At 68.1% G+C, this 20768-nt stretch carries 20 protein-coding genes; 12 read left to right on the forward strand and 8 right to left on the reverse strand.

Going from position 1 to position 20768, the window contains the following annotated elements; genetic code table 11:
* Positions 1 to 25 precede the first annotated feature (25 nt).
* Positions 26 to 481 carry a hypothetical protein gene (locus tag ACWJI3_RS08165; RefSeq protein WP_480203420.1) on the forward strand — a complete coding sequence of 152 codons (456 nt, stop codon included), beginning with the start codon at positions 26 to 28 and terminating at the stop codon, positions 479 to 481.
* A gap of 75 nt (positions 482 to 556) precedes the next feature.
* Positions 557 to 1195: a M23 family metallopeptidase gene (locus ACWJI3_RS08170; RefSeq protein WP_480203421.1), complete on the forward strand. Its 639-nt coding sequence runs from the start codon at positions 557 to 559 to the stop codon at positions 1193 to 1195.
* Here ACWJI3_RS08170 and ACWJI3_RS08175 read toward each other — a convergent pair.
* Positions 1192 to 1914, reverse strand: coding sequence for an ABC transporter ATP-binding protein (locus ACWJI3_RS08175; RefSeq protein WP_480203422.1), 723 nt, complete (start codon positions 1912 to 1914; stop codon positions 1192 to 1194). The two genes, ACWJI3_RS08170 and ACWJI3_RS08175, sit on opposite strands and share 4 nt — an antisense overlap.
* Entirely contained in the window at positions 1911 to 3665 is a 1755-nt protein-coding gene (locus ACWJI3_RS08180; RefSeq protein ID WP_399221197.1) for an NAD(P)H-quinone oxidoreductase subunit N, read from the reverse strand. Before ACWJI3_RS08180 ends, ACWJI3_RS08175 begins: the two co-directional genes overlap by 4 nt.
* A gap of 9 nt (positions 3666 to 3674) precedes the next feature.
* On the opposite strand from ACWJI3_RS08180, the gene topA reads away from it, so the two are divergent.
* The 5 genes from topA to ACWJI3_RS08205 all read left to right on the forward strand — a co-directional run bounded on the left by topA (position 3675) and on the right by ACWJI3_RS08205 (position 10128).
* Positions 3675 to 6467: a type I DNA topoisomerase gene (gene topA, locus ACWJI3_RS08185; RefSeq protein ID WP_480203423.1), complete on the forward strand. Its 2793-nt coding sequence runs from the start codon at positions 3675 to 3677 to the stop codon at positions 6465 to 6467.
* Positions 6467 to 7087: a hypothetical protein gene (locus tag ACWJI3_RS08190; RefSeq protein ID WP_480203424.1), complete on the forward strand. Its 621-nt coding sequence runs from the start codon at positions 6467 to 6469 to the stop codon at positions 7085 to 7087. The genes topA and ACWJI3_RS08190 overlap by 1 nt, the downstream gene beginning before the upstream one ends.
* Before the next feature lie 9 nt (positions 7088 to 7096).
* Positions 7097 to 7750 carry a DUF2232 domain-containing protein gene (locus tag ACWJI3_RS08195; RefSeq protein ID WP_255099777.1) on the forward strand — a complete coding sequence of 218 codons (654 nt, stop codon included), beginning with the start codon at positions 7097 to 7099 and terminating at the stop codon, positions 7748 to 7750.
* 116 nt (positions 7751 to 7866) lie between these two features.
* Positions 7867 to 9015, forward strand: coding sequence for a nicotinate mononucleotide-dependent phosphoribosyltransferase CobT (cobT, locus tag ACWJI3_RS08200; RefSeq protein WP_480203425.1), 1149 nt, complete (start codon positions 7867 to 7869; stop codon positions 9013 to 9015).
* 9 nt (positions 9016 to 9024) lie between these two features.
* Positions 9025 to 10128, forward strand: a complete 1104-nt coding sequence (locus tag ACWJI3_RS08205) for a type 2 periplasmic-binding domain-containing protein (RefSeq protein ID WP_480203426.1) — start codon at positions 9025 to 9027, stop codon at positions 10126 to 10128.
* A gap of 25 nt (positions 10129 to 10153) precedes the next feature.
* On the opposite strand, the gene ACWJI3_RS08210 is transcribed toward ACWJI3_RS08205, so the two are convergent.
* The gene (locus ACWJI3_RS08210) at positions 10154 to 11215 is read right to left on the reverse strand and encodes an aldo/keto reductase (protein ID WP_255140614.1); all 1062 of its coding nucleotides are present in this window, start codon (positions 11213 to 11215) and stop codon (positions 10154 to 10156) included.
* Positions 11216 to 11273: 58 nt separating this feature from the next.
* Positions 11274 to 11891: a bifunctional nuclease family protein gene (locus ACWJI3_RS08215; protein ID WP_094510310.1), complete on the reverse strand. Its 618-nt coding sequence runs from the start codon at positions 11889 to 11891 to the stop codon at positions 11274 to 11276.
* A gap of 54 nt (positions 11892 to 11945) precedes the next feature.
* Between ACWJI3_RS08215 and ACWJI3_RS08220 the strand changes: the two genes are divergently transcribed.
* Positions 11946 to 12614, forward strand: a complete 669-nt coding sequence (locus tag ACWJI3_RS08220) for a riboflavin synthase (protein WP_255099780.1) — start codon at positions 11946 to 11948, stop codon at positions 12612 to 12614.
* A gap of 118 nt (positions 12615 to 12732) precedes the next feature.
* Positions 12733 to 13413 carry an HdeD family acid-resistance protein gene (locus tag ACWJI3_RS08225; protein WP_480203427.1) on the forward strand — a complete coding sequence of 227 codons (681 nt, stop codon included), beginning with the start codon at positions 12733 to 12735 and terminating at the stop codon, positions 13411 to 13413.
* A 15-nt stretch (positions 13414 to 13428) separates the two neighbouring features.
* Here the strand turns inward: ACWJI3_RS08225 and ACWJI3_RS08230 are convergent, their stop codons facing one another.
* The 4 genes from ACWJI3_RS08230 to ACWJI3_RS08245 form a co-directional block, all read right to left on the reverse strand.
* Positions 13429 to 13788 carry an AbrB family transcriptional regulator gene (locus tag ACWJI3_RS08230; RefSeq protein WP_094510307.1) on the reverse strand — a complete coding sequence of 120 codons (360 nt, stop codon included), beginning with the start codon at positions 13786 to 13788 and terminating at the stop codon, positions 13429 to 13431.
* 109 nt (positions 13789 to 13897) lie between these two features.
* Positions 13898 to 14512, reverse strand: a complete 615-nt coding sequence (locus ACWJI3_RS08235; RefSeq protein WP_480203428.1) for a cytochrome c oxidase subunit 3 — start codon at positions 14510 to 14512, stop codon at positions 13898 to 13900.
* Positions 14513 to 14715: 203 nt separating this feature from the next.
* Positions 14716 to 16386, reverse strand: coding sequence for a cytochrome c oxidase subunit I (gene ctaD, locus ACWJI3_RS08240; protein WP_094510305.1), 1671 nt, complete (start codon positions 16384 to 16386; stop codon positions 14716 to 14718).
* Between the two features lie 135 nt (positions 16387 to 16521).
* Positions 16522 to 17439 (reverse strand): cytochrome c oxidase subunit II, encoded by a 918-nt coding sequence (locus ACWJI3_RS08245; RefSeq protein WP_094510304.1) that lies wholly within the window; start codon positions 17437 to 17439, stop codon positions 16522 to 16524.
* A 186-nt stretch (positions 17440 to 17625) separates the two neighbouring features.
* Here ACWJI3_RS08245 and ACWJI3_RS08250 point away from each other — a divergent pair, with 186 nt between their 5' ends.
* From ACWJI3_RS08250 to ACWJI3_RS08260, 3 genes are all read left to right on the forward strand, one after another.
* Complete coding sequence (locus ACWJI3_RS08250) at positions 17626 to 18573, forward strand: COX15/CtaA family protein (RefSeq protein WP_480203429.1); 948 nt, start codon at positions 17626 to 17628, stop codon at positions 18571 to 18573.
* Positions 18566 to 19654, forward strand: a complete 1089-nt coding sequence (locus ACWJI3_RS08255; protein WP_480203430.1) for a heme o synthase — start codon at positions 18566 to 18568, stop codon at positions 19652 to 19654. The genes ACWJI3_RS08250 and ACWJI3_RS08255 overlap by 8 nt, the downstream gene beginning before the upstream one ends.
* A gap of 96 nt (positions 19655 to 19750) precedes the next feature.
* On the forward strand, positions 19751 to 20749 hold the full coding sequence (locus ACWJI3_RS08260) for an ATP-binding cassette domain-containing protein (RefSeq protein WP_261346169.1): 999 nt from the start codon (positions 19751 to 19753) through the stop codon (positions 20747 to 20749).
* Positions 20750 to 20768: the final 19 nt, after the last annotated feature.

Genomic DNA, 20768 nt, shown 5'->3' on the forward strand with positions numbered 1-20768 from the left:
CTGAACTCGCATTTTGCCACCTGGTGTGAACCGCCTTCGTCATCTGCCCGTGCTCGCGATCGGACTGGCCTCTGTGATCGGAGCGCCGCTCGCCCTCGCCGAGCTGCGCGATGCCGCGGCCGGTGCCCCAGCCGCCATCGCACCAGCTCCCACAGCTCCTGCTGCGCCCCTTCCCGCACCCCCCCCGCCGGCGGTGCCCCAGGCGCTCACCCCGCCAGCCCCACCCCTGGTACCCCAGGCAGGCTCCAGCGACACCTCCCCCCAGCCGCTACGACCCAGCCTGCAGCGTTCCCAGACCCCAGCCCTCTCCTTTGACCAGGTGCTGGATCGCTTCGAGCGTGAGGGAGTGGTGACACCGGCCGAACGGCGGCGGGCACGCCTCGGCGCCGTGGTGCGACCTGAAAACATGCCGGCCCATCGCCAGGCTTGCAGCGAGGGCGCCCTCTCCCCCTCCGAATGCCGCGGCGTGGTGGTGAGCTAGCCTGGAAGTGATTCTGTCACCGGCTCCGGCGGCCTGCTCCCCGATGGCACCTATGCCAGCGGCGGGCCCGGATCCATGCCGCTGCCTCCGATCACCGTGCCCGTGTCGGCACTGCTGGCCGGCCAGGGGGGCAACTTCAGCCTTGCCAGCGTGTTCCGCATCACCCCCAGGCCTGCGCCGCTCCTGGGCAACGGCAACCGCAGCCTGCTGTTTCCGCTGATCGGCTCGGCTGTCACCACTAGCGAATTCGGCTGGCGGATGCACCCGGTGATCGGTAGCTGGCTGATGCATGCGGGCCGGGATCTGGCGGCGCCGGAGGGCACCCCAGTGGTGGCGGCCCTGGCCGGGCGAGTGGTGAGCAGTGGCCTGGCCGGCGGCTACGGCCTGGCGGTGGAGGTGGAGCATGAGCGTCCCCTGCGCCGCACCCTCTACGGCCACCTCTCCGAGCTGTTCGTCAAAGAAGGGGAGTGGGTGGCCCAGGGCGAAGTGATCGGCCGGGTCGGCAGCACCGGGCTGAGCACCGGCCCTCATCTTCACTTCGAGTTGCGCCAGCCGGCCAATGGCGGCTGGGTGGCGGTGGAGCCGGGAGAATTCGACCCGGGCCGTCAGCTGCTGGGCGGCAGCGATGCGATTGCCCTGCTGATGGGCCAGTTGCTGGAAACGCTCGAACGTCCCAGTGCACCAGCCGCTTCCAGCGCCGCAGGGCCGGGCTAGGCGAAGGCGTCATCCAGGCGGCCATCGCGGAAGTGCACGATGCGATCGGCCCGCGCAGCCACGTCGTCTTCATGGGTGACCATCACCACGGTCATCCCTTCCTGGTGCAGCTGATCAAAGATCTCCAGCACCTCCTGGGTGGTCTGGGAATCCAGCGCCCCTGTGGGTTCGTCGGCCAGCAGCAGGGCCGGCCGGTTGATGATCGCCCGCGCGATCGCCACACGTTGCTGCTGACCACCGGAGAGCTGGTTCGGTTTGTTCTGCAGGCGATGGCCGAGCCCGACACGTTCGAGGGCTTCAATGCCCAGCTGGCGGCGCTGCTCGGCGGGGATGCCGGCGTAGATCATCGGCAACATCACGTTGTCGATTGCGCTCATGTGGGCCAGCAGATGAAACTGCTGGAACACGAAACCCAGCTTGCGGTTGCGAAGATCGGCCAGCTCGTCGTCGTCGAGATCCTCCACCGCCGATCCGCTGAGCCGGTAATGGCCAAACGTGGGACGATCAAGGCAGCCGATGATGTTCATCGCCGTGCTTTTGCCTGAACCGGAAGCTCCCATCACGGCGAGATAGTCGCCCTCCATCACCGTGAGGCTGAGTTCATCAAGGGCACGCACCTCGGTGTCGCCTGAGCCATACACCTTGCTTACGCGATCAAGGACGGCCACGGGCTCATGGGCCCGGGGCCGTAAGAGCTCCGAAGGGGCCGTGAGCGTCATCCCAGCAGGGCAGGCGTGGGAGGAACGGGGGCCACGGCGATGGCGGTGGCTTCACGGGCGGCGGAAGAGGCAATCGACTGCTGCAGCATCGGCGTGCCGGTGACGGCCTCATTCGCCCAGCTGAATAGCGGATTGGAGAGCACACCGCCCACCGCCGTGATCAGCACGCAGGCCACCAGGGCGGTGCGCAGGGTGCCCATGCCAGCCAGATTCCAGGTGATCGCCGGGTAGGCCTTCACCACATCGGAGGCTTCCTGCGGCTCCTTCACTACCATCATCTTGATCACCGAGATGTAGTAGTAGATCGACACCACCGACGTGATCAAGCCAACCACCACCAGCAGATACTGGTGGTCGGCCCAGCCGGCAAAGAACAGATAGATCTTGCCGAAGAAGCCGAGCATCGGCGGGATTCCCCCCAGCGACAGCAGGCAGAGACTGAGACCGAGCGTGATCAGTGGATCTTTCTGATAAAGGCCGGCGTAATCGGAAATGCGGTCGCTGCCGGTGCGCAGCGAGAACAGGATGATGCAGGCGAAGGCGCCCAGGTTCATGAACAGGTAGGCCGCCATGTAGAGCACCATGGCGGCATAGCCGTCTTCGGTGCCGCACACCAGGCCGATCATCACGAAGCCGGCCTGACCGATCGAGCTGTAGGCCAGCATCCGCTTCATGGTGGTCTGGGCCAGGGCCACCACGTTGCCCAGGGTCATGCTCAGCACCGCCAGCACGGTGAACAGCAGCTTCCACTGCGTGTCGAAGGTGTCGAAGCAGCCCACCAGCAAGCGCAGGGCCAGGGCGAAGCCGGCGGCCTTGGAGCCCACGGAAAGGAACGCCACCACCGGGGTGGGCGACCCCTCGTAGACGTCCGGGGTCCACTGGTGGAAGGGCACCGCAGCGATCTTGAAGGCCACGGTGGCCAGCACGAACACCAGGGCCAATGCCGTGACCGGCGTGGCACTGGTCTGAAGGGCAAGTCCGACCGCGTCAAGGCCGGTGGAGCCGCCAGTGAGGCCGTAGAGGAGGGAGGCGCCGTAGAGAAAGACCGCAGCGGCGGCGGAACCCACCAGCAGATATTTGAGCGCTGCCTCGCCGGAGCGGGCATCCCGCTTCATGTAGCCCGACAGGAGATAGCTGGACACCGAAAGGGTTTCCAGCGACACGAAGATGCTGACCAGATCAGTGGAGCCGCACAGGAACATGGCACCGAGCGTGGCCGCCAGCAGGATCGCGGCGTATTCGCCAACCGGGCTGCCAGAACGCTCCACGTAGCGCCAGCTGATCATCAGCGAGAGCAAGGTGGAGGCTGCCACCACGGCGCGGAAAGCCACCGCCAGATCGTCCGCCAGGAACGAGCCAAGGAACGAAGGCTCCAGCGGCGCGTTCCACTGCAGAGCCAGGAGCACCAGAGCCGTGCCCAGGCCGGCGTAACAGATCGGCGGCACCCAGCGGATCGCCGCTTCCTCGCCGGCCAGATCAACCAGCAGGCAGATCAGCAGGGCGATGAGGATGGCAGCCTCGGGCGCAATGGCGCCGGAATTGAGCTGGGCGGCGGTGATTCCCAGGCCGATCGCAGGCGCTGTGGCCAGGGAGGCGACGGCCAGGTGGGGCAGTTCCGTCAGGGCGGGAAGGGCGCCAAACAGATCCATGTCGGCTTCAAACGATCGCCTTGTCGAGCGGACTGTAGCGGCGGCGCCGATCATTCTCAGGCGGGGCGGGCCGCCGATGCGATAAAGAGGGAACCGGTTCATCGCCTGCCTGTGGCGCACACCCTGGTCATCGTCGAGAGCCCCACCAAGGCCCGCACCATCCGCGCCTTCCTGCCGAAGGAGTTCCGGGTGGAGGCGTCGATGGGGCACGTCCGTGACCTGCCCAACAACGCCAGCGAGATTCCCGCCGCCTACAAGGGCGAGAAGTGGGCGAACCTGGGCGTCAACACCAGCGAGGATTTCGCGCCGCTCTACGTGGTGCCGAAAGACAAAAAGAAGGTGGTGAAGGAGCTGAAGGACGCGCTGAAGGGCGCCGACCAGCTGCTCCTGGCCACGGATGAAGACCGGGAAGGCGAAAGCATCAGCTGGCACCTGCTGGAGCTGCTCAGCCCCAAGGTGCCGGTCAAGCGGATGGTGTTCCACGAGATCACCAAGGACGCCATCCACCGCGCCCTCGACCAGACGCGCGAACTCGACATGGAGTTGGTGCACGCCCAGGAAACGCGACGGATCCTCGACCGGCTGGTGGGCTACACCCTCTCACCGCTGCTGTGGAAAAAAGTGGCCTGGGGGCTTTCTGCCGGCAGGGTGCAATCGGTGGCGGTGCGGCTGCTGGTGCAGCGGGAGCGTGCCCGGCGGGCCTTCCGCAGCGGCAGCTACTGGGACCTCAAGGCCGAGCTGGAGCAGCCAGGCGGCCGGTTCGAAGCCAAGCTCACCCACCTGGCCGGCGAGCGCATCGCCCAGGGCAGCGACTTCGACGAAAGCACCGGGGGGCTCAAGCCCGGCAGCACAGTGAAGCTGCTGGCGGAGAGCGAAGCGCGCGCCCTGCGCGAAAGCGTGCTGGCCCTGCCCTGGCGGGTGGAGCAGGTGGAGGAGAAACCCACGGTGCGCAAGCCCGTGCCGCCCTTCACCACGAGCACCCTGCAGCAGGAAGCCAACCGCAAGCTGCGGCTCTCGGCCCGCGAAACCATGCGCACGGCCCAGGCCCTCTATGAGCGCGGCTTCATCACCTACATGCGCACCGACTCGGTGCACCTCTCCGAGCAGGCGATCAGCGCCGCCCGCGCCTGTGTGGCTGAGAAGTACGGCGACAGCTTCCTAAGCCCCGCCCCGCGGCAGTTCAGCACCAAGAGCCGCAACGCCCAGGAGGCCCACGAGGCGATCCGCCCCTCCGGTGAACGCTTCCGCACCCCCAAGGACACCGGTCTCGACGGCAAGGATCTCGCCCTTTACGAGCTGATCTGGAAACGCACCGTGGCCAGCCAGATGGCCGATGCACGGCTCACGATGCTGGCGGTGGAGATCGTCGCCGGGGACGCCCGCTTCCGGGCCAGCGGCAAGCGCATCGATTTTGCCGGTTTCTTCCGCGCCTATGTGGAGGGCAGCGACGATCCCGACGCGGCGCTGGAGGGGCAGGAACTGCTGCTGCCCGCCCTGGCGGTGGGCGATGCACCGGTCTGCAAGTCAGTGGAGGCACTCGGCCACCAGACCCAGCCGCCGGCCCGCTACAGCGAAGCGGCACTGGTGAAGATGCTGGAGAAGGAAGGAATCGGCAGGCCGTCCACCTACGCCAGCATCATCGGCACGATCACCGACCGCGGCTACGCCACCCTCGCCGGCAACGCGCTCACCCCCAGCTTCACCGCCTTCGCGGTGACCGCCTTGCTGGAGGAGCACTTCCCCGACCTGGTGGACACCAGCTTCACCGCGCGGATGGAGAACACACTCGATGAGATTTCCCACGGCAAGGTCCAGTGGCTCCCCTATCTGAACAGCTTCTTCAAGGGGGAGAAGGGGCTCGAAGCCCAGGTGCAGCAGCGCGAGGGCGACATTGACCCCACTGCCTCACGCACGATCGTGATGGAGGGTCTCCCCTGCGTGGTGCGGATCGGGCGCTTCGGCGCCTACCTGGAGTCGAAGCGGGTCGCGGACGACGGCAGCGAGGAGCTGGTGAAGGCCACCCTGCCCCAGGAGATCACCCCGGCCGAGCTCGATGCCGAGCATGCCGAACAGATCCTGCGCCAGAAAACCGAGGGGCCTGAATCACTGGGGGAAGACCCCGAAACCGGCGATGCGATCTACCTGCTGTTCGGCCAGTACGGCCCCTACCTGCAACGGGGGCAGGTGAGCGAGGAGAACCCCAAACCGAAGCGGGCCTCCCTGCCCAAGGGCGTCAAGCCGGAGGATCTCAGCCTCGAGGATGCCCTTGGCCTGCTGCGTTTGCCGCGGCTGCTGGGCGAGCACCCCGATGGTGGGCGGATTCAGGCCGGCCTGGGCCGCTTCGGTCCCTACGTGGTGCACGACAAGGCGAAGGGAGAAAAGGACTACCGCTCGCTCAAGGCAGAAGACGACGTGCTGCTGGTGGGGTTGTCGCGCGCCATCGAGCTGCTGGCCACCCCCAAGCGGGGCCGGGGCGGCCGCACGGCCCTGAAGGACCTGGGCATCCCTGAGGGGGACGAGGAAACCATTCAGGTGTTCGACGGTCCCTACGGCCTCTACGTGAAGCAGGGCAAGGTGAACGCCTCGCTGCCGGAGGGCGCCACGGCGGACACAATCACGATTGAGCAGGCCGTTGAGCTCCTGGCCGCGAAGGCCGTCAGCGGCAAGGCCAAGACCCGCAAGCCCGCCGCCCGCTCCGCTGCCAAGACCACCGGAACCAAGCCAGCCGCCACCAAGACCACCAGCAGCCGCAAGGCCACCGGCACTTCGGCAGCGAGCAGCAGGAGCGGCGCGGCGGAGGCCAAGGCTGCCGGCGAAACCGCCAAAGCCAAGCCGCCGGCCACCACCAAGACTGGACGTCCACGCGCCAGCGCCGTGCGGATCATCAAGGCCGCCTCCGGCTGATGGGCCACTACCCCCGCCGCCCCCTGCTCCTGCTGGCGTCGCTGCTGCTCACACTGGCCGGCTGTGCCGGCACGCCCTTCGGCCAGCAGCTGGCGGCCGGGTTCGATGCTCCGGCGCCACCGGCCACCACCACATCCCCCGCCTCCGGTGCCGCCCGGCCGGGTGCCTCTTCCGGCACCGCCATTTCCCCCATAGGCTCGAATCCCACCACACCGGCCACAGGCGCGAACGCCACCACCGCGGCCACGGCTTCCCCCGGCACTGCCACGCCGGCCACCGCCGCCCCGGGCGCGTCGCCAGGAACACAGTCACTCTCCCCCACGCCGGCGGTCCCTGGCCGCGCCGCAGGACAGGCAGGCGATGCCGCCCGCAGCCCCACCGGCGGCCCCAGCGCGGGCAACCGAGCCGCTGGGAGACAAGGACAGGCACCGGCCGCCGCTGTGCCCTACAGGATCACTCTGAAGCTGCCCGGCGCCGATCCTTCCGCCCCTGCCGAAGCGGTCACCGAGGCACTGCGGGCCGCCGGCCTGCGCTTTGAGGTGGAGACCATCGAGCGGATCCCAACGCCGGAAACCGGCGCGGCAGCGCCGAAGGCCATGCCGGCGCCGGCGCCACGCTGAGCCGCCGCCATGCCCCCTTCCCCCCACCGCCTCAGTCGGCGCCAGGCCCTTCAGCTGGTGGAAACCGCCTACATGGCTGCCGCCACCGCCCTGCTCTGGGCAGGCCTCTATTACCTGCCGGTGGGGGGCGCCCTGTTCCGCCTGGCTCTCCCCCTGCCGATCGCCCTGCTGCTGCTCCGCCAGGGCTGGCGCTGCGGCTGGGAAGGGATGGTGGTGGCCTCCCTGCTGCTGGTGGCATTGATGGGCCCGATCCGCGGGCCGCTGGTGCTCTTCCCCTACGGAGCGCTGGCGCTCTGGCTCGGCTGGGGTTGGCGCAGCAACTGGAGCTGGTGGCTCACCTGGGGCGTCGGGCTGGTGATCGGTGCGGGCGGCTTCCTGGTGCGGGTCACGGTGCTGTCGGTGCTGGTGGGCGAAAACCTGTGGGTGTTGATCACGGCCGCCGCCGCCGGGCTGCTGGAGCGCATCAGCGCCCTGCTGAACCTGGGTGGTGGCCCCGACCTGCTGCAGGTGCAGGCCCTGGCCCTGGGGTTGGTGGTGGTTCAGAACCTGATCTACGTGCTGGCCTTGCACGCGGTGGCCTACTGGATCTTTCCCCGGTTGCAGGCGCCGATCCCCGAACCGCCCGAAGCCCTGCGGGCCCTGGTGGCCCTTGACCCTCTCTGAGCTGGTGGGCGACCCATGCGCGTGCCAGCAGGCCCGGGCTGAGACAGCGGCCTGCAGGCCTGCAGTGAGGCGCTTACCTGGAGGCCCATGGTGTTGAGGCCCTTGCCTGGAGGCCCATGGTGCTGCAGCTGACGGGCGACGCTGCTCAAGCCGATCGCTGGACCGTGCAGATGACCGCCGGCTGGCAGGACGCGCTGGTGCTGCTGCTGCTGGCCGGCACCGACACCGCCGCCGTGCCGGGCATCTCCGCAGCCGGCGCCACCCCGGACTCCCGTCGCCGCACGGCCGCCGCCGATGCTGAGCTGCTGCTGCTGGGCCCTGGCACAGCCCGGCCCCATGCCCTGCCCCCCCTGCCGGCGGGCGTCAGTCCGGCGTTGATCTCCCATGTGGTGATGCAGGGGCTGCAGCTCACGCCCCTGGTGGTCGACCTGGGCTGTCCAGTGGCACCGGCGGTGCCCCACATCCGCCTGGGGCAGCAGCCAGCGCTCTGCCTCAGCAGCGGCCGTGCCATGGGCGAAGAGCGGGTGCGGGCACTGCTGGCGCTGGGGCGCCGCTGGGCGCAGAGCTGGCAGGAGCGTTGGCGGGCGGCCCCGCAGCTCCCGCCGCTGGTGCTGGCCGAATGCGTCCCGGGCGGCACCAGCACCGCCCAGGCGGTGCTCACCGGTCTGGGCGTGGCAGCCGGCGGGCTGGTGAGCGGCAGCCTGCGCAGCCCCGCCCACGACCTCAAGGCGGCCCTGGTGGACCAGGGGCTGCGGGCAGCGGGCCTGGCCGGTGCCGGCGCTGCGGACCTGGATCCCGTAAAGGTGGTGGCGGCGGTGGGGGATCCGATGCAACCGCTGGCGGCGGGGGTGCTGCTGGCGGCAGCCGAAGGGCACTGGCCGGTGCTGCTGGCTGGTGGCAGCCAGATGGCGGCGGTGCTGGCCCTGGCGCTGGCCCTGGCCGATGCGCCGCTGCGGGGCCGGTTGGTGGCGGCAGCGGCCCTGGGCACCACCGGCTGGGTGGCGCGGGAGCCCAGCAGCGATCTGGCCCTGCTGCTGCAGCGCGTGGCAGACCGCTGGCAAGTGGCGGCACCGGCCAGCTTCGCCACGGAGCTGTGCTTCAGCAACTGCCGCAGCCCGGCCCTGCAGGACTACGAGCGCGGTTATGTCAAGGAGGGGGTGGGCGCCGGCGGCCTGGCGCTGCTGTGGGAGTGGAGCGGCCGCAGCCCCGGCGACCTGGCTGCCGACTGCGACCGGGCCCAGGAGCGCCTGGTCGCCTCCCTCTAGGGTCCAACCATGCAGGAACGCCCTCCCCTTCCCGCCCGCTTCAGCCGCCGCCACCTGCTGCAGGCCGGCGTTCTGGTCGGCAGCGGCTGGCTGGCGGGTTGCGCCCGTGGCGCCTCCTCTTCCCCCACCCTCCTGTACAGCCGCGGCCAGCTGCCCGCCGCCTGGGGCAAGCAGCTTCCCTCCCCGTGGCGAGGCAAGGCGCTGGAGGGCCCCGAGGCGGTGCTCGCGCAGCACAGCGATGCCGATCTGCTGCAGCTCTCCGATGGCTGGCTGGGCGCCCTGAACGCCGACGCCCTGCAGCCGTTCAGCGCCAGCAGCACCGCTACTGCCCTGTTCGAGCAGCTGGCTCCGTTCAGCGCGGCGGTGCGCGATGGGTTCCGGAATCCTGTGGCGGCGCCCGAAGACTCCGCCGCAGCGGCGGAAGCGGCGCCGATCGCCTATCCGTGGGCCTTCGGCACCTGGGTGCTGGTGCTGCGCAACCGCACCGACCTCAGCCGCCGCAGCGCAGAGGGCTGGAACCTGCTGCTTGATCCGAGCCTGCGCCATCAGCTCGTGCTTCCCTCCAGCCCCCGCGTCGTGATCGAGCTGGCGCTGCGCACCCTCAGCCCCGGCGCCACTGCCGCCGGCGTTGATCGCCTGGCAGCGGCGGCGTTGCCCGGCCAGCTCAAGCGCCTGAGGGAGCAGGCCCTCGCCTTCGACGAAAAGAACGGCCTGAACCTGCTGCTGAGCGGCGATGCCGAGGCGGCCGTATTGCCCAGCCAGCGGGTGCTGCCGCTGTTGCGCAGCGATGCCAGGCTCACCGCCCTGTTGCCGGCCAGCGGCTCACCGCTCTGGTGGAACCTGCTGCTGCGGCCGCGCCGCAGCCGCGAACCGGCACCGCTGGCCTGGATCGCCCGCGGCATGGAGCGGCCCACCCTCGATCGCCTGCTGGCGGCAGGCTGGGTGCCGCCGGTGAAGCGCCAGCTGCTGCAGGCGGCCCTGGAGCCATGGCCCGACCATGTGGCGCGCCTGCTCTACCCCGACGATGCCGTGCTCGCGCGTTGCACCAGCCTGCCGCCGCTGAGCAGCAGCGAACGGCAGCGGTATCAGGGCCTCTGGGACGCCGCCGCCTGAGCCGGCAGGCCCACCCCCCTGCCCTTCAGCCCCACAGCCGCCGCCGTGGTGGCGCGGCGAGGAGTTGATGGGTGGCCGCCAGCAGGTCCGGGATCGGCAGGCCGTGGGGGCAGCGGGGCAGGCAGGCGCCGCACTGCTGGCAGGCGGAGGCATCAAGCGCCTCCCACCAGTGACCGGCCCTGCCGATCAGGTTGTAGCGCTCGCTGGCGAAGGGGGTCATGCCATGACCGAGAGCCAGGTTGCGCAGGCGCAGCAGCGCCGGAATCGGCACCCCGCTCGGGCAGGGCAGGCAGGCGCGGCACTGGCCGCAGGCCCCCGCCCCCAGGCGGCGCCGGCCCGCCTCCGCCAGCCGCGCCAGCGCCTGCTTCTCCACTGCGCTGAGCGGCCCATCGGCGCCGGCCAGGGCCACGGCCCAAGCGAGATCCTCCGGCCGGGCGGCGCCGAGGGTGAGCGTGGACACGCCTGCGTCCAGCAGAAAGCGATAGGCGAGCTGCAAGGGCGTGAAGGGCGCGCAATCCTCCACCAGTTCGGGGGGTGGGTCGTACAGCCGCCCCCCCTTGTCGGCGGGGGAGATTGCCATCACGCCAATGCCGGCGGCGAGGGCCTGGCGGGCCAGGGGCAGGCGCTCCTGATCGAACAGATGCAGATGCAGGCTGCAGAAGCCGAAACGGCCACTGGCCAGGGCCCGCTCGATCAGATCTGTGCTGCCGTGGCTGCTGAACCCCACCTGCCCCACCAGCCCTTCGGCCTGCGCCCAGCGGAGCAGGGCGGCCCCGTCCCCCTGCAGGGCCCACTCGAGATGCTCCGGCCGGTTGAGGCCGTGCACCGCCAGGTTGTCGAGGCGGGCCAGTCCCAGCCGCTGCAGGGAGGACTGCAGCTGGGCCTGGCCGGTGGCCAGATCCACCCCCGGCAACAGCTTGCTGGTGAGCAGCAGCCGCTCCCTCGGGATGGCGAGCTGCCGCAGGGCGGCACCCAGGTGGGCCTCTGCCGGGCCGTAGGCGGGCGCGGTTTCCAGGTGGTTGATGCCCGCCGCCAGAGCCGCTTCCACCACAGCGCCCATCTGGGCGGCCGAATCGACCGCGCGCATGGTGCCGAGGGTGAACAGCGAAACGGCCGGGCCCCGTCCGAAGGGGCGGCGGCAGGCTTCAGCCGGGAACACCGTCAGGCCCGCTGGGCTTGGGTCCGCTGCCTGCGGGGCCGGCCGGCCCCATGCCTGGAACGGTCGGAGGGGGGTCGGTGCCACCGCCGCTTTCGCCATAGCCCTCCTGCTGGGCACGGCGCACGTTGCGGATCAGCTCCGCCGGGCTCACCTGATCCAGGAAGCGGCGGAAATCCTCCTGGTCCTCGGCGTCGGCTTCGGCATCCACGGGGATCGAGGCTTCGGCCACCACCTCCTCCAGCATCCAGATGCCGCTGCCGGTACGCAGTGCCAGGGCGATGGCATCACTGGGCCGGCAATCCAGCTCACTGGGCTCTCCTTCGTTGTCGGTGAGCTTCAACACAGCCCGGAAGGTGTTGTCTTCGATCGTGTGGATGATCACCCGCTCCAGCTGCACGCCTCCCACCGCCATCAGGTTGGCCATCAGGTCATGGCTGAGCGGGCGGGGCGGTTGCTGATCACCCATGCCGGCCAGGATGTTCTGGGCCTGGGATTGGTCGATCCAGATCGGCACCTGACGCCGGCCGTTCGGGTCCCTGAGCAACACGATCGGACTCCGGCTGGCCGCGTCCAGGGCGATCCCGGCCACACACATTTCCACCATGGTTGTGCCACGCACGCCCGATATCCGATTATGGCCAGGCCTGCGAGACCGCGAATGTTCACCGGTCTGGTCCGGGCCGTGGGGCAGCTCAGGCGTCACCCCCGGGGGGTGCTGGTGGAAGGCGTGGAGCACCTGCAGCCCCTGGCCCTCGGCGACAGCATCGCGGTCGATGGGGTGTGCCTGACGATCTCCGAGCTGCACCCCGACGGCCGCAGCTTTCGCGCCGACGTCAGCGACGAGACCCTGAGCCGCAGCACCCTGGCGGCCAAGGCGGCGGTGGGCGCGGCCGTGAATCTGGAGCCGGCCCTGCGGCTGAGCGACCGGCTCGGCGGTCACCTGGTGAGCGGCCATGTGGACGGCCAGGGCGAGGTGGTGGGCGTGGCCCGACAGGGGGAGTCCTGGCGACTGGAGCTGCGCTGGCTGGATCCCAGCTACGGCCGCTATGTCTGCGACAAGGCGAGTGTGGGCATCGATGGCATCAGCCTCACCGTGGCGGGCTGCAGCCCCCAGGGGGAACGCTTCTGGATGGCGGTGATTCCCCACACCTGGGAGGTCACCACCTTGAAGCTTCGGCGGGTGGGGGACCGGGTGAACCTGGAAGCCGACCTGCTCGCCAAGTACACCGAGCGGCTGCTGGCGGCCGGCGCAGCGTCCCCCGCCGCCACGGCTGACCACAGCCCTCAGCTGGAGCGCGACTGGCTGGCGCAGCACGGCTGGGGCTGACTCCGCCACCGCCTTCATCGGGCTCCCCCGCCGCGGCCTGCCCTGGGAACCCGGCCTAGGGTTGAAGAGACCGCGCCGAGGGCGGCGGCTCGGTTCTCCCCGCACGCCCTTGCGAGCCATGGCGCCTCAAGACACAGCCGCTGCTGAAGCGCCTGGGGGCCTGACGCCCCGGTTCGACCCCCGCCGCATCGCCGCGCTGCGCAGCTTCACGCTGGCGGAAGGGGTGCTGATGATCGTGCTGGGGGTGCTGGCGCTGATCTTTCCAGTGGTGGCCTCCTTGTGGGTCACCGCGATCGTGGCGGTGGCCTTCCTGGTGGGGGGAATCGTGAGCTGGATCGACAACCTGGCCCGGTCGCCACACCTGAGCCGCTCGCACACCTTCTGGCGGCTGGTGGTGTCCACCCTGTTCGTGGTGACGGGCGCCTGGATGATCCTGCAGTTCCGCGCCGGTTTTCCCAGTGCCGCCGCCCAGGTGGCGGCCTTTGCGCTGGCGATCGGCGTGGTGTTCGTGATCGAAGGCCTGGTGGCGATCCTGGTGGCACTGGCGCACCGGGCTGCCTGCGGCTGGGGTTGGGGCCTGGCCAATGGGGCCGTCACCCTGCTGCTCGGCGTGCTGATTCTGACGATGAAGTTCTGGAATCAGCTGTCGGTGATCGGTGTGCTGGTGGGAGTGAGCTTCCTGTTCAGCGGCATCGATCTGATCGGCTTCAGCACCAGCTTTCACGCCCAGCCTGCGGATGGCCATCCCGCAGACGGAAAGCCTGCCGATGGCAGGCCTGCAGACGGTCAGGAATCCTGAAGCCAAGCGCGCGGCTCAGGCCGAGGCCTCCTCCTGCAGTGGCAGCAGCCAGATGGAGCCGGTTTCCTGATGGATCTGGATCCTGAATTCCTGCCCTGGGGTGAGCCCCATGCGGCGGGTGTAGGCGTTGCCGATCAGCAGGTTGCCGTTGCCATGCACGCGGGTGCGGAACTCGGCCTGTCGCCCTCTGGCGGCCGCCTGGGCAGCGGAATCACTGGAAATTCTGTAGCCCTTCGCATCCACCAGGGCCTTGTAGAAGCTCTTCTTCAGCAAACGGCCGGCAGGGGAGACATAGCCGCAGCCACGGGCGATCTCGTCTTCGGAGCGGCTGCTGAGCGAACGGGCCTTCTCGAGCAGAGCATCGCCAACCAGCATGGGGGGTCTGCCGTTGGAGCTGAGGCTCGGCGTGACTTGATAGTTCAAGATGAACGGGCCTGACAGACAACAATTCTGCCGATTGGATTGGTGATCCGGCAAGGGCCGATTACAGCAGATAGAGAATTCCGAAGAGAATCAACCAGATCACGTCGACGAAATGCCAGTAGAGCTCCGCAGCCGCCAGGCCGAAGTGCTCGCTGGGGGTGAAGCGGCCGGGCTGCCGCGCCTGCCACCAAACAATCATGATCATCAGGGCCCCCAGACAGACGTGCAGGCCGTGAAACCCGGTGAGCGCGTAGAAGGTGCTGGCGTAGAGGTTGTCGGTGAGGCCGAAAGGCAGGGAGAAATACTCCACCATCTGCCCGCCGAGAAAGGCGAAGCCCAGGCTCGCCGTCACCAGCAGCCACCAGCGGCAGCGGCCCATGCGCTCCTGCTTCAGCTCGGAGGCCGCGCGGTGGAAGGTGAAGCTGCTCAGCACCAGCAGGGCGGTGTTGATCGTGGGCAGGATCAGCTCCAGCTCATACACCGCACCGGCCGGCAGCGGATTGACAGCCCGAAAGGTGAGATAAGCGGCGAAGAAGCCGGCGAAGGTCATGCCATCGGCCAGCAGGAAGGTGGCCAGCCCGAACATGCGGTAATCGCCGTGCCCCTCTTCAAGAACCGTTGCTGCAGCTCCAGCAACGGCCGGCAGCGAATCGGTGCTGGGGGAGAGGATGGTCATCGGGGAAAAGGCGTGGGGGCGGTGGCCGGAACGGATGGGAGGGGAAAAACGGAGATGAGCAGCTGGAGATCAGTGAAGAGGAGGCGGGCTGGGGATCAAAGGCAGCTGGTCGGTGAGGGCTACAGCCACCGGTGACCGGGATGAACGTGAGCCGGAGGATGGCGGGCCGGTCCTGTGCGGCAGAAGCGTGAACTGGTCATCCATCAGCTGCCTGAGGTCCAGAGTTCCCTGCCGGACGCTCCCTTGAGATCAATCTGCCCTTCGGGAACGCCATAGCCGTAGGGGTGGGTGACAAGGGGGGCCGGACCCTTCCAGTTCTCCACCGGCGGCGGCGAGCTGGTGAGCCACTCGGGGGTGAGTGCGTTCCAGGGGTTGTCGCCGGCCACGGGACCACGGAAGGCGCTCCAGATCACGTTGATCAGCAGGGGCAGGGTGCTGATCGCCATCAGCAGAGCCCCCACACTGCTGATCTGATTCACGAGGGTGAACTGGGGGTCGTATTCAGCGACCCGTCGGGGCATGCCGTTCAGGCCCAGCCAGTGCTGGGGCGCAAAACAGAGGTTGAAGCCCACGAAGGTGAGCAGGAAATGCAGCCGGCCCAGATCTTCATTCAGCATGCGGCCAGTGAACTTCGGATACCAGTGGTAAAGAGAGGCAAACACCACGAACACCGTGCCGCCATAGACGATGTAATGGAAGTGGGCCACCACGAAGTAGGTGTCGTGGACGTGGATATCAAAGGGAACCTGGGCCAGGGCCACCCCGGTGATGCCCCCGAACACGAAGTGAACGATGAAGGCACAGGAGAACAGCATGGCGCTGTTGAGGGCGATCTTGCCGCCCCACAGGGTGGCCAGCCAGTTGAAGAATTTGATGCCTGTTGGCACGGCGATGAAGGCCGTGGCGATCGTGAAGAACAGGCGCATCCAGGGCGGTGTTGCACTGGTGAACATGTGGTGAGCCCACACGATCAGCCCAAGAAACACGATGCCGAGGATCGAATAAACCATGGTGGTGTAGCCGAACAGGGGCTTGCGGGCATGAACCGGCAGAATCTCACTGACCAGGCCAAAAGCCGGCAGCACCATGATGTAAACGGCCGGGTGTGAATAGAACCAGAAGAGATGCTGGTACACAACCGCATTGCCGCCCAGGGCGGGATTGAAGAAGCCAGTGTGGGCGAGGATGTCGAAGCTGAGGAGCACCAAGGTTCCGGCCAGCACCGGCGTGGCCAGCACCACCAGAAAGCTGGTGCCGAGCATGGCCCAGCAGTACATCGGCAGCTGCATCATCTTCAGGCCTGGCCGGCGCATCTTCAGCACGGTGGCAATGAAGTTGATGCCGCCGAAGATTGAGCTGCCCCCCAGCAACAGCACACTCAGAATCCACACCACCTGCCCGGCTGCCGGAGTGGTGAGGCTCAGGGGTGGATAAGCCGTCCAACCTGATTGGGAGGCGCCGGCAATGAAGTAGCTGGCGATCAGCAGGATGCCCGCGGGGGGGATCAACCAGAAGGCCACCGCGTTGAGCCGAGGGAAGGCCATGTCCCTGGCGCCCACATAAAAGGGGATGAGGTAATTGCCGAAGGCCCCGTTCACGACAGGCACGATCCAGAGGAAGATCATCACCGTGCCGTGCAGGGTGAGCACCTCGTTGTAAGTGTCCCGCTGCAGAAAGTCCGACATCGGACTGACCAGCTCAATGCGGATCATGCCGGCCAAGGCGCCGCCGATGAAATAGAAGAGGAATCCTGTGACCAGGTACTGGAGACCGATCACCTTGTGATCCAGGCTGAAACTCAGATACCGAAGCCAACCCTCGGGCTGGAGGCTCGGCGGAGCTGAGCTGGTGGTGGGCGGCAGGGCCAGGGTCATCGGACGGGGGAGCGCGTGGAGGGGAAGCGGAAGACGGGTGAGCTGAGGGGAAGCCAGAAAGGAGGGGGAGTGAGCGTCAGCAGGGAAAGGGAAGAGCCGGAAGCGTGGGGGCTGAACCGGGGTGGCGCCAAGCGCTCAACCGGTCGCTGATGGCCCCGGCACGGCACTGGCCACGGTGGCAGGACGGTTCTGATCCAGCCAGGCGTCGAAGGCATCGGGCTCATGCACCACCACGGTGGAGCGCATGCCGCCGTGATAAGGGCCGCACAACTCGGCGCACACGATGGGGTAGCTGCCGGCGCGGGTAGGCGTGAAGGTGAGGATCGTGGGTTGGCCTGGAATCACGTCCTGCTTGAGGCGGAATTCCGGCACCCAGAAGGCATGGATCACATCACGGGCCTCCATGCGTAACTCCACCTGTTGCCCCTCTTTCACATGCAGCTCGCCGCTGATGAAATCACCCTGGGGATAGTGGAACAGAAAGGCGAACTGAAGGGCGGTGACGTCAACGGGCAAGGCGCCGCTGCTGCTGCCGGGCGAACCACCGATGCCGCCCCAGGTGCGAGCCTCCACGCCTTCTGCCGCAGAAGGCAGGTTCGCCGCCATCACCATGCCCGGTGGCATCGGATCGCTGGAGGCAGGCGAGGCGGTTTGCATCGCCATGCCGCTGTGCATGGCGTGGGGGTCGCTGAGAGGAATCATCCCGCCCATGCGGTCATAGATGTCGTAGCTGTAGATGCCCACAAACAGGACCACCACGGCGGGAACGGCCGTCCAGAAGATCTCAAGCTGGAGATTTCCTTCCACCGCGACCCCATCGCCGAGATCGCCGTCCTTGCGGCGAAAACGAATCAAGCTATACAGAAGTAGCCCGAGAATACCGAGGAAAAGTATGGTTCCAATCACGAACAGCACGGTGAAGAGCTGGTCGTAGAGGGGGGCGTTGGAGCTGGCGGCAACCGGCAGCAGGTTGACGTTCTGACCAACCCAGAGGCCAACGAGGACAAGCAGCATCCCCACCACCAGGGTGACGATGGTTGAAGGAATCGGCACGGAGCAAGCCAGGCTTTCACCACCCTATGGGGAGCCGCCACAGGGGCGCTTGGCCAACGTGAGAACAGCGAAACAAACGCAATGAGGCGTCAGGAATTCAACACAGACCCCCACTGTCGCGACTCCACCACACCGGGTCTCGAAGCTTCAGAAGTGATGGCTAACTTGATCGCCATGAGGCGAAGTTTGCTCTTTCTCACTTCTCACCTGGTCGTAGCCCTGGTGGCCCTGGTGGCGATCGGAGGCGCCACCAGGGTGATGGAGGCCGGCTTGGCCTGCCCTGACTGGCCACTTTGTTATGGCAGCTTTCTGCCGGGCGGACGCATGAACCTCCAGGTGTTTCTGGAGTGGTTTCACCGCCTTGATGCCTTTCTGGTGGGGATGGCTCTGCTGGTGCTCGCTGGCTGGAGCGTGTTGCGGCGCCTGGCGCTGCCGGTGTGGCTTCCCTGGGCCAGCGGCGCCGCGCTGCTGCTGGTTGCCGTTCAGGGCCTGCTGGGCGCCCTCACCGTCACCCAGTTGCTTCGATTCGATGTGGTGACGGCCCATCTCGGGACCGCCCTGGTGCTGGTGGCCCTGCTCAGCGGCGTCCACCAGGGCCTGATCCCCCAGCCCTCCTTCCCGGGGGCCAACACCACCACGGTCGGCACAGCCGTCACCCCTCCTGCTCTCCTCTTCGTCCGCGCTGCAGGTGCGGCCACGGCGATGGCCGCTCTGGCGGTGTTTGCTCAGGCGATTTCCGGAGCGCTCATGGCCACCCAGTGGGCCTCAGGCCGTTGCCTCAGTAGCGGCGAAGCCTGCAGCCTCCTGGCCACCCACCGCCAGCTGGCGGCGCCGGTGGCACTGGTGGTGGTGCTTTGCTGCAGCGTCACCCTGCTCACGCCTGCCACCCGCCGGCGCAGCTGGCCCTTTGCCCTCGGTGGGGTTCTGCTTGTCATTGTGCAGGTGATGCTCGGGGTGCTCACCCTGCGTCTGTCGCTGGCCGTCCCGCTCATCACGGTCGGGCACCAGATCACGGCCGCCCTGCTGCTGGGTCTGCTCACTGCCCTGGCGGTGCGCAACTGGAGCCTGGCCCCAGCCCGGCCTGCGCCGGATCAACCGCATCGTCCATCCACCCTGGAGAGTTGTCATGGTTAGCGCCACCGCAGGGAGCGGCGCCTCCCCCACGCTCCCCCGCAGCGAGGCCGTTCCCTCCCGCGCCAAGGTCAAGTTGCCGGCCTGGCTGGAGATCGCCAAACCGCGTCTGATCCCGCTGCTGCTGGCCACCACCCTCGGGGGCATGGCCCTGTCGGAAGGTTGGCCGCTGCCGGCCCCGCGCCTGGCCTGCACGCTGGGCGGTGGTGCCCTGGCCGCTGCCGCTGCCGGCGTTCTCAATTGCCTCTGGGAGCAGGATCTCGATGGCCGCATGGTCCGGACCAGCGGCCGGGCCCTGCCCTCCGGCCGCCTCTCTCCCGCCACTGCCTTCTCGGTGGCTGTCTCGCTCACGTGCGTGGCGGCCGCCCTGCTGGTGAGCGGCGTGAACTGCCTGGCCGCCGGGCTCTCCCTGCTGGGTCTCTGCAGCTATGTGCTGCTCTATACCGCCCTGCTCAAGCCGCGCACCTCCCAGAACATCGTGATCGGCGGCGTGGCCGGGGCCATCCCTCCCCTGGTGGGCGCCGCGGCCGCCACCGGCCACCTGGGCCTGAGCAGCTGGTGGCTGTTCAGCCTGGTGATGCTCTGGACCCCCGCGCATTTCTGGGCCCTGGCCCTGCTGCTGCGCGAGGACTACCGCTCGGTGGGCATCCCGATGCTGCCGGTGGTCAAGGGCTCCCAGGTCACCACTGAAGCGATCGTGCACTACGCCCGCGCCACGGTGCTGGTGAGTGCCCTCGGCGTCGTGGCCCTGCCCAGTGGAGGGCTGCTCTATGGCCTGCTGCTGCTGCCCTTCAACAGCCGCCTGTTGCAGATGGGCCGGTCCCTGGCAGCCTCACCCGACGACCCTGTGCGGGCCAAGGGCCTGTTCCGTTGGTCGATCCTTTACTTGTTCGGGATCTGCCTGCTGCTGCTGATCTGCCGGCTACCGGCTGCGGCTGCCTTCTCTCATCAGGCCGGTGACCTGATCGGCTGGGCGACCGGTATTGACGGGCTGCCTGTGTTCAACGGTCTGAGCGGGTTCGCACCCCTGGGATTTCCCCAGCTGAGCGGCTTTCCGCTCCTGAATGTTGTAGGCAGCCGCTGATCCTCACCAGAGCCGCTTGATGGGGCTCCTTTCTAGATTGGTTCTCCTTTCCAACGGGCGCAAGCCTGCTCAGCGGTGCCAGACGCGGTGATTGAGATGCAGCAACTCACCAAACGCTATGGCCCGGTGGAGGCCCTCCAGTCGCTCGATCTGAGTGTGCCGCGGGGGTGCCTCTACGGCTTGCTCGGTCCGAACGGAGCCGGCAAGACCACCGCCCTGCGCATTCTGTGCACCCTGCTGGCCCCCGACAGCGGCAGGGTGATCGTGGCGGGCCACGACGCGCTCAAGGAACCGCGCCAGGTGCGGGAACTGCTGGGCTACGTCGCCCAGGAGGTGGCGATCGACAAGATCCTCACCGGCCGGGAGCTGCTCCAGCTGCAGGGGGCGCTTTACCACCAGCCCGCCCGCCTGCTCGCTCCTCGCATCGAGGAACTGGTGGAGCGCATGGGCATGGGCGACTGGATCGACCGGCGCTGCGGCTCGTACTCCGGCGGGATGCGTCGACGCCTCGATCTGGCCTGCGGCCTGCTGCACAGCCCCGAGCTGCTCGTGCTCGACGAACCCACGGTGGGCCTTGACATCGAAAGCCGCGCTGCCATCTGGCAGGTGCTGCGTGAGCTGCGTCAGGCCGGCACCACCGTGCTGCTGAGCAGCCACTACCTGGAGGAAGTGGATGCGCTCGCCGATCGTCTCGCCATCATCGACGGCGGCCGCGTGATCGCCGAAGGCAGCCCCAGCTCGCTCAAGGAGGCCCTGGGCGGCGACCGGGTCACCCTGCGCGTGCGTGAATTCAGCGACGAGAACGAAGCCGGCCACGTCAGTGAGCTGCTTCAGGCCTGTCCCGGCGTGCGGCAGGTGGTGGTGAACCGGGCCCAGGGCCACTCGCTGAACCTGGTGGTGGAACACCAGGCCGTGATCGAGCAGTTGCGCCGCCAGCTGGAGGCCGCCGAACTGCCCGTCTTCTCGCTGGCCCAGAGCCAGGCCAGTCTTGATGATGTGTATCTGCAGGCCACCGGCCGCACCCTGATGGACGCAGAGCTGGCGGTCGCCGGCAGCAGGGATGCCAAAGCCGAGCGCAAACAGGCCATGCGCTGACCCGCCACCCCCTCGTCCC

The sequence above is a fragment of the Marcopretia estuarina LEGE 06307 genome (genome assembly GCF_056633115.1).